Below are 15217 nucleotides of genomic sequence, written 5' to 3'. Positions count from 1 at the left end.
AAAGTACGGTTTTTTTTGATATCATTTGTGAAATTATTCACAAATGATAGTGTATTTCTTTTTTTTACACATAATACATACACCGAAAAACAACTGATAGTAGATTAGAATTGGGCTTTTGTTTAGATTTATCGGCTTAAATTCAACTCCAAAAGATGAGTTTTATATTAATAAGGGGGCTATAATTTATGCAATTCTCTAATAAAGTCGTTTTAATTGGTACAGGTTTAGTAGGATCAAGCTATGCTTTTGCGGCTATGCATCAGAATCTATGTGATGAGCTTGTTCTTGTTGATGTGAATATAAATAAGGCGATAGCAGATGCTAAAGATTTAAATCATGGATTGGCATTTAACCAATATCACATGAATATTTCCTTTGGCACTTATGCTGACTGTAAAGATGCCGCACTTGTTGTTATTTGTGCAGGAGTGTCGCAAAAGCCGGGCGAAACCCGTTTACAACTTGTTGATAAGAACATGAGTATTTTCAAATCAATTATTGATGAAGTAATGGCAGCCGGCTTTGATGGCATCTTTTTAGTAGCATCAAACCCAGTAGATATTTTAACTCATGCAACATGGAAGTTCTCTGGATTGCCAAAAGAAAGAGTCATTGGGTCAGGTACTGGCCTTGATTCTGCAAGATTCCGTTATTTAATCAGCCAAGAATTTAACGTAGAGCCTTCTATTGTTGATGCGTATATCATTGGCGAACATGGTGATTCTTCACTCGCCGTATGGAGCAATTTAAATATTGCAGGCATCCCTGTTGCTGACAAATTAACAGCAGGCGCAAAAGAAAATATCTATGTACAAGTTCGCAACGCTGCTTATGAAGTTATTAATGCAAAGGGTGCAACATATTTTGGAATCGCGACAGTGTTAGCTAGAATTACAAAAGCAATCCTAAAAAATGAAAATGTTATTTTACCAACAGGCGCTATTCTTGATGGAGAATACGGTTACTATGATGTTTGTATTGGTTCTCCAACAGTTATTAATCGTTCCGGTAGAGCAATGACAATTGAACTAGAATTAAGTCCAGTTGAAAAAGCACTATTAGATGAATCTGTAAAAGAAATAGAAGCGATTCAAGCTCCTTTCTGGAGGGAATCCTTTGTCACAATTTAATCGCTCAATAGTATTAATGAAATATACAAAAAAAGGTATAGTTCCTTCAAATCATTGAAGGTCTATACCTTTTTCTGCCTTTATAATTAGGAGTACCTTTTCATCTGCCCCCCAATTGGATAGTAATTTTTCTATGAACCTCTTAAAAAGCACTTTTTTGTTATCTATAACAATATTAATAACGAATTAAGTCCATCGGCATTGGTCCAGCTACGCCCACAAAGATAAATCTTTCGTTTCCCGTATTCTTCATTCCATGGTGTTGGTTTGGCTTTGAAATAATCATATCCCCTTTTGTGATTTCCACTTCTTCATCATTTCCTGGATAGAAAGTACCTGTTCCTTGAATACAAATCCAAAGATCATCTCCCGTTGAATGTGAATGTTTGAATACCTCTTGACCTGGCTCTAGGCACCATAGGCAGCCTGAAGTATGTTGTGTTTCATAGAAAGGTACTTTTTTCCCTTGTTCAGGATCAAATTGGGCTACTTCTTCAATTTTAAATAAACGATCTTTCATCATACTAGACATTTTTATTTTCCTCCTAAAAATTTGTGTATTTTACACCCGTAAAACATTGTGAAACATTTCACATTAATAATTAAACTTTTGGTAATGTATAAGGGAATATATAAGCTTGAACTAAGGTAATAATGATAACAATTCCAAGTAAAATTAATGAATACTTTATTGTTTTTCGGAAAATCTCACTTTCTTTACCTACTAATCCTACCGCTCCGGCTGCAACTGCAATCGATTGAGGAGAGATTAGTTTACCCATGATGGCTCCAGTATGATTTGCAGCAACAGTTAATAATGGATTCAACTCTAAATATGTCGCGGTAACTTGTTGCATTTTTCCAAAAAGTGCTGCGGAGTTCGTTACTGAACCTGTTAAGAACACACCTAACCAACCAATAATAGGTGAGAAGATAACAAATAATTCACCAGTCTCTATGAAAGCTAACCCTAGAGTAAAGGATAATCCAGAGTAGTTTGCTACATATGCAAATCCTAAAATAGCGGCAATTGAAACAAAAGTGAATTTAAGCTGATTAGCTGTTTGGCCCAAAACCTGAACAGCAGTACTTAGCTTAATACGTAAAACAAATAGTGTAATGATCGCTGTCAGCATAATTGCTGAACCTGCTGCCAAAATAAAGTCCCATTTATAACTAGCCGCATAAAGAGCAGGCTCCGCTACGATTGGTGCAGCCTTAAATACATTGCCTAAACCTGGCCAATTTTCTACCAAAGCAAACCATTTTAAATTAGTGATGAAGCCCTTAAATCCAGGTGTACTCCAAACGAACATAACCACCATCAAAATGATAAATGGAGACCACGCTACAACAATTTCCTTACCTGAATATTTTGGTGTTTTTGTAACAGGAACATCAATTGTAGCTGCAACTTCCTGTTCATATTCAAAACGATAAATGGTTTTTGGCTTCCAAAATCTCAAGAAAACGGTTAAACTAATTAAAGATATAACTGCAGAGATGATACTTGGGAGTTCTGGTCCCACAAACTTTGTAATGATAAAATAAGGAATCGCAAAGCTAATACCTGTAACAAGAGCGGCTGGTAATACTTCCATTGTCTGCTTCCATCCAACCATTACTAACAGCATAAAGATTGGTACGATGATTGAAATAATGGTTACTTGACCACCAACAGCTTGAGTTATTTTCAGTACGTCTATTTCAGTAACAGTCGACAACATGATCGTAGGTGTTCCAACTGGGCCAAAAGGAACAGGCGGGACATTGGCTACTAAACATATGATGGCTGCTTTTAATGGATCAAATCCAAGTCCAATTAACATAGCAGCTGCAATTGCAACGGGGGCTCCTTGACCTGATACCCCTTCCAAAAATGCAGAAAAGCTAAAGGCAATTAATAGGGCTTGAATTCTTCTATCTTCTGAAAGAGATGAAATAGAAGCTTTAATAATATCAAATTTACCTGATTTTACTGTTAGGTTATATAAGAACACTGCCGCTAAAATAATCCAGCCAATTGGGAATAGCCCATTGGTAATTCCTAGTAAAGCGGCTGAAAGAGCTGTTGAAACTGGCATTTTATAAACTAAGATAACAATAATAATCGCTAATACTAAAGCAATAGTAGCAGCAGCATGACCCTTCATTCTTTTAATGGCTAATGCCCATATCAAGAAAAAGATTGGAATTGCCACAACAAAAGCAGTTAAGATAATATTGTCATTTAGGGCTGCATAATTATGAACCCACTCCATAGGTTTCATACCCCTTTACACATAATGTAGTTACAAAGGTTTGTAATCTTAAATTCTTCTTTGCTATTTTTTAATAAATGATCGTGAGGGGGAAATCCCCCCTCATTACTGCTAAAAGAAATGGTTAAGAATCATTATGACAATACTAGTTCTTTCACTACTCCATTTACTACATAAGATGGTTCTTCACCATTTAATACTTTAACAACATTACCACAAGCCATTTCAGCCATTGCGTCGCGTGCCTCAAATGTTGCATTACCAATATGAGGAGTTAATACAACATTCTTTAATTTCATTAGACCTTCACCGATCTCAGGCTCAAACTCAAATACGTCAAGTGCTGCCCCTTCGATTACGTTTTCTTCTAGAGCCTTAATTAGTGCTGCTTCCTCAACAATTGGACCGCGAGCACAGTTAATTATGTAAGCAGTAGGTTTCATTAATTCAAATTCCTTCGTGCTAATCATATGTTCCATACTTGGATTGTAAGCACAGTTAATCGTGATAAAATCAGACTGTTTTAGTAATTCCTCTAATGATACATATGTTGCATTTAACTCGCTTTCAATTTCAGGACTGTGTTGTCTAATATCTGAGTATAAAACCTTCATTCCAAAGCCAACAGCTCTTTTAGCAACAGCCTGACCAATTTGACCAAATCCGATAATACCTATTGTTTTCCCAGATACTTCACGGCCGCGGAAATATAACGGAGCCCAACCGTTGAAACCAGTGGTACGGCAAACTTCATCTCCTTCTACTACTCTTCTTGCTACTGCCAGCACAAGTGCTAATGTTAATTCTGCGGTAGCGTTTGTTGAAGCTATAGGTGTGTTGGTTACAGGAATACCCTTCGTAGCTGCATATTTAAAATCAACATTATTAAAGCCTGCTCCATAGTTTGCAATGATTTTTAAATTTGGCGCTTGATCAATAACTTCTTGGCCAACAGAGGTAGAAAGTAAACTTATTAATGCATCTTTATCTTTTATACGCCCGATTAACTCATCTTGGGAGATTAATTGTTCCCCTGGAAACACTTCCACCTCGTGGTCCTTCATTAACAAATCTAAACCTTTTTGCGGTATTTCTCCTGCTACTAAAATCTTTGCCATTATAAGCACCTCTTTAATTAATTTCTTAGACATTAGTTTGTGAAATGTTTCACAAATATCTATAGGTTTATAGTAAACTTACATAATTGTTTTATCAATACAACTATTTTAAAATTCACCTAGTTGTCAAAATTATGCATTTGATTTTTACGAAAGTTGACACAAATTTTAGAAATATAGGAAAAGAGGAAGAAACTCTTCTATTTCTCTAAGAAACTTACTTAATATCCCCAATCCTTCTAGAGTATGAGGTACTTTAAAGCTTGTTTTATAAGGTTTTTTCTTACAGGAAAGCCTGTACCTGGCTTTCGCCTTTGGCCACATCCAGTCCAATAATAGGGTTCATTTTTTATCCCCTCCAATAGTTATCTAAATTTGCCGGCAGCCCCTAGTCCTTCTTACAGTTTCATAGCTTCACTTGTTATACGGGATCGTTATCCCAACCAGCCAAAAAATGTTTAAGCAAGTAGGGGGTGAACAGTTTATCTTATGGGATCCCCCCCAAGCCAAAGTTAAGGAAACCTACCGATACATACAAAAGGATGCCACCATATTTACTAAATCCTTTTCTCGACAATATTCTTGATACTAAAAAGGATTAAACACTAATTTGACAACATTTACAGCAATTCTAATCAATTGTTTGATTAGCGGAAATTTGTCCAATTAACCGTTTGATTGAATACGGTCTAAACCCTTTTAACAACTGAACTTTGATCTGTTTTCAGGAGAATTAATTGTCGTAAAATAGTTTTTGTTGTGAGGAATTATCTTCAAAACTGATAATAGAAACATCAAAAATACATATTCTTACTAATATAGACAGGTTGTTTTACTAATTAATCGTTTAATTAAAAGTGCAGTAAACCCTCTTAAACAGCGTTTTAATCTGATTTACGGAAAAAATTATTGTCGAAAATACTAGACAAGAGCCGTCTAACAGTCCCCATAGTTCCCAATTTTAAAAGCCTTGGATTGAAATAATCCAAGGCCTTCCTGATTTAATATTTTTACACCTTTATTATTGTAAAAAACTTTGTTATAAGCCAAGGACCTTGTGTGAATCCCAGTGTTAATTGCCATGCACCTAAGCCATCTAATCCATATTCATGAATAAGTAACATTTTAGCACCCATGCTTCTTACATCTTCAAACCAAACTTCATGTGTTAATCCCTGTTGATCTTTATAATGAAAAAAAGGTGACTCAAATTCAGTTGAATACTGTATCGGCGATTGGTACTTCATGGCTGTTTCAACAGCACTCTGATTTGAAATCGCTGGAGCAACTCTGCCCGGACTGTACGGAATGATCCAGTCATATCCATATAAGGGCATACCGATAATAATTTTTCGACGAGGAACATATTGTATCGCAAATTCAACGGTTCTTCTTACCTCAGTAATGGGAGCAACAGGCCCTGGCTCACTTCCTGCATGGTGCCAGTCATAAGCCATGATAAACATAAAGTCCACAACTGAACCGATTCCTCCGTAATCATACCCCTTAAGCCAAGGAACTTCTTCACTTGTTTTTGCAGGAAGCGCAATGGTTAGCGTGCGTCCTAATGGTCTCAAACGATCTCGTAATTCACGTAAAAAACCTGTAAAAAGATCCCTATCTCCAGCCAGAACACGCTCAAAGTCAATATTTACCCCTCCATACCCCCTATTGGTTACTAAATAGGAAATATTATTAACAAGGTTCGTTCTTGCAGCAGGATTGTTTAATACTTGATGAGCAAGTTCGGGACTAAAACCTTCAGGTGTTAAGTTCGTGACAGTCACAAGTGGTCTAACCCGATGATTCCAAGTTGTTTGAATAGCTGTCAAATCATTTAAGGTATTGGCAATATCTCCATTACTTGCAATGTGATAGTCAAAAATCGATATGGATGTACTATAAGGGGCAAAATCACTAATTAACGCACGGTCCAGCTCCGGACTTCGAACAACATAGAAGCTTAGTGTTGATGCGCGATAATTCGATATATCAGGAATCGTAAGCCTCATTCCTGGTTGTAGTGCTGCCGGATTAACAGCCGGATTGGCAGCTGTTAGTTGATCTAAAGATAAGAAAGATTTTCTAGCAATCGCTGTAAATGTATCCCCAGGTTGAACAATGTACGTATATAAAGGAATGAGCAAAGCCTGACCGGGAACAATATTGGACTGCACTAAACCATTCACACGGCGAACCTCATCTATAGAAATTCCATACCTGCTGCTAATCGTAAATAAGGAATCACCAGCTTGAACCTCATGAAAAAACATATTTGTCCCTCCACTAAAGGGTTCAAAATTACCCCTCACTCAGGTTTTAAGGCCATATTGACTTTATAAAATTATCCAGTATTTCCTTTTATTTTATGAACCATATTTTTATGTAGAACACAATGATGGCTTGACTTTTTTACTAGATCCACTTTCAAGAATAGTATGCTTATTAAAAAAGGATACAAAGGGCTCAATCATCACCTCTTTGTATCCTTTACTATTTTTAAAATTCTGGTTTCTCTAAATATTATTTTTGTTGTAACAAGTGTATCACGGTCAATTAGTTTTGGGGGTTCTTCCAGCCATGACTGCCGCCTTTTATAAAACTGTATTTTGAATCCCTAAATGATCATCTTCTAACTTTATGTAATCAAAGGCCTTATCTGGCCACATGACTTTATGCCCCAAAACCCAAGCTTTTTCCTTATCAATTTTTGTAATCGTGGTTTCCATAGCCCCCTCCTTTGTTTCTTCTCCGTTATAGATACAGCCCCACCCATTGCCAATAGAAGAAATAAAATAGCATCATGATTAGTATATAAACTGGCATCATAATCGCACTAATCTTCAAAAGATCATTCGCGTCATAGGAGATTTCGCCTTCTTCATAAAAGAATAGTAATGCTTTGGAACTCACAGGTACGGTCACACAATAATTCATACCAATTAAACCTATAAAGACAACACTTGTAGGATTCAAACCAATGGTTTCACTAAATAATAATAGAATTGGTATAAAAACGATTGCGCGCGTTGTATGCGATGTAATATATAAATGACTTGTAACAGTTACCAAAAGGATAACGAAAACAATGAACCACTCAGGTGCTCCAACAAATGAAGATAGGAAATTCTGCATGGCTTCTTCAATCCATTGAACTACTCCTGTTTCGACTAACATATTGCCTAATGCAGTTGCGGCCGCAACAAATAGGATCAAATTCCAAGATACCGACTTAATCCCCTGTTTCCAAGTAATAATTCCGTAATTCGGCATCATGACGATCATTGCCCCTACCATGGTAATAAAAGCAATATCATAACCATGTATACCTTCTGTTATCCATCCAATAACTAAAAGAGAAAGTAGGATGATTGTCTTTTTTTCACTGTCACTCATTCCTTTTTGCAAATGGTTTGTTTCATTTACCGCAAAATCCTCGAGTTCGTCTATACTATCTTTCGGCCATAGGAGCCATTTGATGATTATATATGAAATAAATGTAATAACCAGTGTGAAGGGTAATGCCCAAATAAACCATTCAACAAAAGATATACTTTGATTAACTGTACTCTCTAGTAAACCAATACCAATTATATGTGAACCTGCCCCAATAAGTGCAGCGGAAGTACTCATTAATATAATAATCGGCGCTATTAGACCGAGAACACTTTTTTCTTTTTCCGTAAATTTTTTGCTAAGCTGATTGAGAATCGGCATAGCTAACGCAGCGCGTCCGGAAGTAGATGGAATGAAAAAAGCCGTTGAAAATAACACCGAGCATACCCCTAGCAGAAGTTTACTTTTCTTGCTCGCCTTACTTAAGATTAATAGAGTTAACCGGTTCGCTAAACCTGATTCCTTCACCGCCTCACCAATAATGAAAGAACCAACCATTAGCCAAACCACTTCCTCAGATAGTGATTGATAGAGAAAATCTGCCTCTGCACCATTCATTATGATAATAAACACAATCAGTGCTGTTGCAACAAAGCCTGCAGGAATTTTTGTTGCAACCCATAAGATCATCGCTGATAGAAAAGCAAATAGGGCAACCTTTGCTTTGTAATCTAGACCATCAATGAAAACAATCAGCAACAACAACAAAACATGTAAAGCAATCAGCACAAACGGTTTCGAGACAGGGGCTATAGTGCTTTTCAAACGTGAGTGCCTTTCGATTCTCCGCAGCTCCGTTCTTGTCATCATGATTGATAAACTCTCTCTTTAGCATACTTTCTTCTAGCAACTCGAAAACCAATTAAAATTTGTCTTAATACAGATTCCGTACTTTCCTCAATCCATTTTGGGGCTTTTATGATCGCTTTTTCTAACGTAGTTGGTCTTTGTATGATACTGCTATACGCATCAATTCCTGCTTCATAATTTAGTTTTGCTCCCTTTCCTATTGTGCCGGTAATCGCAATGACAGGAATATTATTTTTCTTTGCAATCCGGGCAACCTCAGCAGGAATCTTCCCGTTTGGTGTTTGGAAATCTAAACTGCCCTCTGCCGTAAATACTATATCTGCTGTTGAAATGGTTTCTTCTATATTAATGTAATTCATAATTATATCGAATCTTGGATGTAATACTGCATTTGTAAAGGCAACTAATCCAGTACCTAATCCTCCGGATGCACCACTGCCTGGTAATGAACGAACATCTACTCCTACTGCTTCTTGAATTAAAGCTGCATATCGTTCCAATGCAAAAGATAATTGTTCGACTTGTTCAGGCGTTGCTCCCTTTTGCGGCCCAAACACACGTGCTACACCCGTTTCTCCACATAAAACATTTTTCCAGTTACACGCTACATCAATGGAAACATGCTGTAATCGCTTATCTAGATTCTTCATATCAATGGAATCCGCCTTTAGTAATCCTTCGCCGCCATTTATGAAAATTGGGCATTGATTTTTATCCATGAACCGGATTCCTAATGCTTGTGCCATACCAGCCCCGCCATCTGATGTTCCAGAATCTCCGCAGCCTATCAAAATATAATCTACACCTTCATCGAGTGCAGCTCGAATTAACTCCCCTACTCCATATGTTGTTGTTTTTAATGGGTTTCTTTGATTTCTTGGAACAAGTTTCAATCCAGCGACAGCTGCCATTTCTATTACTGCTGTACGTTTTCCATGCTCTTCAAAAATACCAAAATAGCTTTTTATCTTTTTCCCAACTGGTCCAGTTACTTTTTTATAAACTAGTTTTCCACCTTTTATGGCAACAATTGTCTTGGCAAAGCCTTCTCCGCCATCAATCATTGGGATGACTTCTAAATCGATAGACGGATCAAATCGTCTTACACCACGTTCCATCGCAACTCCTACATCCTCAGCATCCATACATTCTTTAAATCCAGATGGTACAATTACAATTTTCATATCAAATTACCTCCAAAATCCTTTAATACATTTGAATTTACGCTACTAAACTTAAAGGATATTAAGAGAAACATTATAATTTGATTAGAAAAAGGAATTATACCTGTTGCTGCGGCAGTGGTCCTGCTATGAAAACCACTTTTTCTGGTTTTTTAAAGGGATTTGGGCTTCATCGCCTTTATGAAGACCATTTTCTCCGGTTTTCCAAAGGAATTTGGGCTTCATCGCCCTTATGAAGATCACTTTCTCCGGTTTTCTAAAGGGATTTGGGCTTCATCGCCTTTATGAAGAACACTTTCTCCTGTTTTCTAAAGGGATTTGGGCTTCATCGCCTTTATGAAGAACACTTTCTCCTGTTTTCTAAAGGGATTTGGGCTTCATTGCCATATATAGAAACTCGTAAAAAATTTTGGCCTACCATTTTTACTAGAGCCTTTTCTCGACAATATTCTTCTTACTTAGGAGGATTAAACCCCAGCTTGACAGCCTTTAAAGCTATTCTAATCAATCGTTTAGTTAGTACCGATTTAACTAATTAATCGTTTGGTTAAATACTGTCTAAGCTCTTTTAACATACGGGCTTTGGGCTGTTTTCAGGAGCATTAATTGTCGTAAAATAGTTGTGGTTGTAGGGATAATCTTCATAACTGACAATAGAATCTAGAAAATGAAAAAAAGAGGCTTTCCGTAAGTTCGTTCAACTCTTGGAAAACCTCTACTATTTTTCATACAAGATTATTTTAAATATCGTGCTCATATGGGCGTGATTTAATCCCTTTAAATAAGGGTTTTAAAACTGAGAATAATCTATTAAACTATACAATTAATGACAGTATAATTGCCGTTCCAAATGCTACAAGTGCTTTCATGATGGTAATTACGAAAATGTCTCCATATGATTGGCGATGAGTGAGACCACAAATTGCAAGAATCGTTATCGTTGCACCACTATGAGGCAGTGAATCTAAGCCGCCTGCTGACATGGCCGCAACTCTGTGGAGAAATTCAGGATTAATCCCCATTGAATTAGCTAGTGTTAGATAATGTTCCCCCATCACTTCAAGGGCTATTGACATCCCGCCTGATGCTGAACCAACAAGGCCGGCCAGGACATTAACAGATATAGATTCAGATATTAATGGATGTGAAGAAACACCCAAAATCGCATCCCTGATTGTTCCAAATCCAGGTAAAGTTTTCACCACATTTCCAAACCCTACTTCTGACGCTACATTAAATACAGCTAATAATGAGCCGCTAGCAGCTATAGTCAGTCCAGATGTAAGCTTTGAGACTGTAAATGCCTTTATATTTATGAGTAAAGCGACTATGATTCCACATACTAGGGCTGCGATTAATGCCCATGTTGAGGTCAAACTACTCATATTTTCAACATTAAAGGATTCCTTTAACATTTCCGGAGTGTACCAGTTACTGACCGCCCAACCTGTTTTAGTAAATATAAAATTAAGTACTACGACAACTACCAGTGGGACAATAGCCATCCAAAAGTTCAGAGTTTTTTCGTCTGGATTAATGACAGGTTCATTTTTATGATCTTTCCCGTAGCCTTCTCCAGCTAAATTTGCTTTTTTTACTCTGCTTGACAACCAAAGATATCCAAGAGCAAAAATGAGTAACCCGCCAACTAACCCTGTAATTGGTGCCGCATAGGCATCCGTTCCAAAATAATTCGTCGGTATTATATTTTGAATTTGAGGTGTTCCAGGAAAAGCATCCATTGTATATGTAGCTCCGCCTAAGACTATCACTGCAGGAATTAATCTTTTTGGAATATTCGCCTCGCGGAAGACTGCAGCTGCAAAAGGGTATACTGCGAAAACTACTACAAATAGTGATACCCCTCCATATGTTAATATTGAACATGCAATTATTGTTGCAAGAAGCGCTCTTTTTGCCCCTACAATCTCCATAATTTTTTTAGCAATCGATGCAGTAGCCCCGTTTAATTCCATAAGCTTTCCGAAAACTGCACCTAATATAAATATAGGGAACCATGTTTTTATGTAGTTTGCTAGATTGGGCATATAAACTTCGGTATAACTAGGTAATAAAATCCCTCCTGATAAAGCAACTGCTAGTAAGGTTACAATGGGAGCAATGACTATGACGGGAAAACCACGATAAGCTAAAAATATAAGTAAACCTAACGAGATGAGAATCGCCATGATTTCAATAAACATTCCTACACCGTCCATCTTTGATATTTACATTACTTGAACAATGAGCAGGATTATTTCCTGCTCATTGCTACATCTATTTCATTAATTAGGCTTTTATATAATTGACACTCAATGAATTAAACTTGCTAATATTCTCCTCAAAATTTGGAAGCACCTTTGCCTCTTCTGATAGATTTACTAGTGTACAAACCATATCATTAAATGGAGTTGGGATATTTTTTTCTCTTCCCTTTTCGGAGACATATCCATTGATATAATCAATTTCCGTTTTTATACCTTTCTCTAAATCTTGCAACATACTCGCCTTGAGGTTTGCATGAGGCCCCCATACCTCCTCATAAAAAGCCATTTTCCCAGGAATATCTGATTGACTTTCCAACTCTAAATTCTCAAAGTCCTTCCCTTGCATTTCTACTAGTCGAATATGATGTGCTCGAGCTACCTTAATCGTTTCATCAGCGATATTTGCCAAACTTCTCATAGCATCTGCATTATATAGTACCTCTCCGAAAGTGCAGCCTAGCGCTGCAGACATCCCACTAAAAGTTGCATTCATTAATAACTTAGACCATTTCATCCCATTTATATTGGTTACAATTTCGCAATAACCTACAGTACCTAAAATATCTTTTAACGTATGAATTCTTTCGGTAATTTCTCCATTTAGTTCACCAATGTCAAAAGCATATTTCTTCACTACATCTAATTCTGTTGTCAACTCTGATACGCCAGGCCCTATCCAAGTGGCCCCAAAGCCAACTACACCACCAACTGTTCTTTCCTTCCCAACAATGGTAGCAACACTTTCTTCAGGGATACCATTTTGCAAAGTACAAACTACACTATCTTGATGTAGAAAGGGAAGAATCGATTCCAAGGAACTCTTTGTATAAACTTGCTTTGTAAGTAAAAAGATTACATCATATTTACCAGATAATTCATTTGGGTGCTTTGCTTTTACAGGAATCGTCTCATCTAAAAAACCAGTTATCTTAGCTCCAATTTGATTTAAGGCATCGACATGTTCCTGATTGATGTCTATTAAATCAACATCATATCCCCCTTTTGTGATAAGTGCCCCGATAATTGTTCCAAGTGAACCTACTCCTAAAACGCCTATTTTCATAAAAAATCACCCCACGATTAATTTTTTGTCAATTGCAATACTTAATAAGTGTAAAATCCTTTTCCTGATTTTTTTCCGAGCCAGCCAGCTTCAACCATTCGTTTAAGTAAAAGACATGGACGATATTTTGAATCATTGAAACCTTCGTAAAGGCTCTCCATAATAAAAAGAAGAACATCTAATCCTATGTAATCAGATAGTTTTAATGGGCCAAGCGGATGATTCGCTCCCATTACCATCCCTTTGTCAATTTCTTCTGGATCATTTCCCTCCATGACCAGAAAAGCTGCTTCATTTAACATAGGGATAAGCAATCGATTAACAGTAAACCCTGGAAAATCTTTTGCGGCAATCGTAGTCTTTCCCAACCTCTCCCCTACTACCTGCAACTTTTCCATCGTTTCACTAGAAGTACTTGGAGAACAGACCAATTCTAGCAATTTCATAATTGGCACTGGACTAAAGAAATGCATGCCTACCACTTTATCAGGACGTTTCGTTACTCCTGCGATAGCAGAAATAGATAATGAAGAAGTATTGGTAGCAAAGATTGCATCTTTGTTAATCACCTGATCAAGTTTCCTGAAGAGGTCCTGCTTGAGGATTAATTTCTCTGGTACCGCCTCGATTACTAAATCGACGTGTTTTCCGTCTCCTAATTGTGTGGATCCGTGAAGATTTTCCCAGATTCCTTTCGCTTCTTCTTCCGTCCAAGTCCCTTTGTTTACCATTGAGGAAACTGTTTTTTCCATTAAAGCAAATCCACGTTGTAAATCTTCTTCCGATCTTTCTACAACCGTTACTTTATAACCTGCTTTGGCTGAAACAAGAGCAATGCCGCCTCCCATTAACCCAGAACCAACAACTAGTAAATTTTCCAATTTCCTTCGCACCTTTTCTCAAACCCTATGATAATTTTCCATACTCATTTTGTGTAGTAAACGCATACAAATTTATTTAAATGATTTTCTCTTTGTACTTATCATCAAAAGTACTAGTTTGGAAATTCTACAAACTTAGATTCATTTTTAGCCTTAGACTTATCTAATCCTAAAATTTTCCTTGCTTCATTTGGTGTAGCAATTTCTCGTCCTAATGTTCTAGATAAATTTACAATTCTCTCAACAAATTGAGCATTGGTCCTTGCCAATTCCCCTTTACGATAATAGACACTGTCTTCCATTCCAACCCGTACATGTCCTCCGGTAATGATGCTCATCGTATTGATCGCTAATTGATTTTTACTGGCTCCAAGTGCTGACCAAGTTGATCCTTCCGGAATACTTTCGGATAAAAATAATAAGTTCTTTGGTGTTGCCGCCATCCCACCTTGAATTCCTAATACGAATTGGAAATGAATTGGACCTTCAATGAGCCCCTTTTTCGCAATTCGTAATGTATTATCAATCATTCCGGCATCAAATATTTCAATCTCTGGTTTAATCTCGTATTTTTTTAATTTGGCAGCTAATTTTTCTAGAAAGTTAGGTGAATTAAGAAATACTTCAGATCCAAAGTTTGTGGAACCGGCATCAAATGTAGCCATTTCAGTTCTTAATTCACAAACTCGGAGTCTGTCCTCGTCATTCATAACGGCTGCACCTGCCGTAGTTAAATTGATAATAATATCACATTTATCTCTTATTCGATCAACAACCTCACGAAAAGTATCTAAATCAAGTGTTGGATTCCCATTTTTATCCCTTACATGAATATGTGCAATAGAAGCCCCTTCCTGCCAAGCCTCATAAACAGAATCTGCGATTTCCTTTGGTGCCAGAGGTACATAAGGTGTATGCTGCCTGGTTGTTTGGCCTCCCGTTGGGGCAACTGTAATGATTAATTTTTCCATTAAACTTCCTCCAATCTATTAGTAAATATTGTAATTATTAAAAATCTAAGGTTTTACATTTTAATATTTTGCAAGAATCATGCCAAACTAAAAACACATACGCTGCCATACAAATTCCAATTACCATTCATTT

At 37.0% G+C, this 15217-nt stretch carries 12 protein-coding genes and 1 pseudogene; 1 reads left to right on the top strand and 12 read right to left on the bottom strand.

All coding sequences use genetic code 11. From position 1 onward, the window contains the following. Nucleotides 1-188 precede the first annotated feature (188 nt). A complete protein-coding gene (locus V7108_RS24605) occupies nucleotides 189-1133 on the top strand; it encodes an L-lactate dehydrogenase (protein ID WP_335569680.1) in 945 nt (314 codons plus the stop codon). A 175-nt stretch (nucleotides 1134-1308) separates the two neighbouring features. Here V7108_RS24605 and V7108_RS24600 read toward each other — a convergent pair whose 3' ends face one another. The 12 genes and pseudogenes from V7108_RS24600 to V7108_RS24550 form a co-directional block, all read right to left on the bottom strand. After that, complete coding sequence (locus V7108_RS24600) at nucleotides 1309-1665, bottom strand: cupin domain-containing protein (RefSeq protein WP_335569679.1); 357 nt, start codon at nucleotides 1663-1665, stop codon at nucleotides 1309-1311. 70 nt (nucleotides 1666-1735) lie between these two features. Next, entirely contained in the window at nucleotides 1736-3394 is a 1659-nt protein-coding gene (locus V7108_RS24595; protein ID WP_335569678.1) for an L-lactate permease, read from the bottom strand. A gap of 134 nt (nucleotides 3395-3528) precedes the next feature. Further along, the gene (locus tag V7108_RS24590) at nucleotides 3529-4521 is read right to left on the bottom strand and encodes a 2-hydroxyacid dehydrogenase family protein (protein ID WP_335510063.1); all 993 of its coding nucleotides are present in this window, start codon (nucleotides 4519-4521) and stop codon (nucleotides 3529-3531) included. 189 nt (nucleotides 4522-4710) lie between these two features. Beyond that, nucleotides 4711-4858, bottom strand: a pseudogene (locus V7108_RS26995) (IS110 family transposase); the annotation flags it as partial. Between the two features lie 664 nt (nucleotides 4859-5522). Continuing rightward, nucleotides 5523-6785, bottom strand: a complete 1263-nt coding sequence (locus V7108_RS24585) for a glycoside hydrolase family 18 protein (protein WP_335569677.1) — start codon at nucleotides 6783-6785, stop codon at nucleotides 5523-5525. A gap of 321 nt (nucleotides 6786-7106) precedes the next feature. Beyond that, nucleotides 7107-7241: a hypothetical protein gene (locus tag V7108_RS24580; protein WP_335569676.1), complete on the bottom strand. Its 135-nt coding sequence runs from the start codon at nucleotides 7239-7241 to the stop codon at nucleotides 7107-7109. A 25-nt stretch (nucleotides 7242-7266) separates the two neighbouring features. Next, nucleotides 7267-8718 carry an SLC13 family permease gene (locus V7108_RS24575; RefSeq protein ID WP_335510051.1) on the bottom strand — a complete coding sequence of 484 codons (1452 nt, stop codon included), beginning with the start codon at nucleotides 8716-8718 and terminating at the stop codon, nucleotides 7267-7269. Next, on the bottom strand, nucleotides 8715-9902 hold the full coding sequence (locus V7108_RS24570; protein WP_335569675.1) for a glycerate kinase: 1188 nt from the start codon (nucleotides 9900-9902) through the stop codon (nucleotides 8715-8717). The genes V7108_RS24575 and V7108_RS24570 overlap by 4 nt, the downstream gene beginning before the upstream one ends. Before the next feature lie 815 nt (nucleotides 9903-10717). Beyond that, nucleotides 10718-12106: a GntP family permease gene (locus V7108_RS24565; RefSeq protein ID WP_335569674.1), complete on the bottom strand. Its 1389-nt coding sequence runs from the start codon at nucleotides 12104-12106 to the stop codon at nucleotides 10718-10720. A gap of 85 nt (nucleotides 12107-12191) precedes the next feature. Continuing rightward, complete coding sequence (locus V7108_RS24560; protein ID WP_335510057.1) at nucleotides 12192-13232, bottom strand: ketopantoate reductase family protein; 1041 nt, start codon at nucleotides 13230-13232, stop codon at nucleotides 12192-12194. A gap of 41 nt (nucleotides 13233-13273) precedes the next feature. Next, nucleotides 13274-14113 carry a 3-hydroxyacyl-CoA dehydrogenase family protein gene (locus tag V7108_RS24555; RefSeq protein WP_335569673.1) on the bottom strand — a complete coding sequence of 280 codons (840 nt, stop codon included), beginning with the start codon at nucleotides 14111-14113 and terminating at the stop codon, nucleotides 13274-13276. Nucleotides 14114-14226: 113 nt separating this feature from the next. Then, complete coding sequence (locus tag V7108_RS24550) at nucleotides 14227-15084, bottom strand: 3-keto-5-aminohexanoate cleavage protein (protein ID WP_335510061.1); 858 nt, start codon at nucleotides 15082-15084, stop codon at nucleotides 14227-14229. Nucleotides 15085-15217: the final 133 nt, after the last annotated feature.

Origin of the sequence: Neobacillus vireti (genome assembly GCF_036962345.1) — a bacterium.
Taxonomy (GTDB): Bacteria; Bacillota; Bacilli; order Bacillales; family Cytobacillaceae; genus Neobacillus; species Neobacillus vireti_A.
Note: the sequence above shows the minus strand (reverse complement) of the source record. Positions and strands in the feature narration are given on the sequence as shown.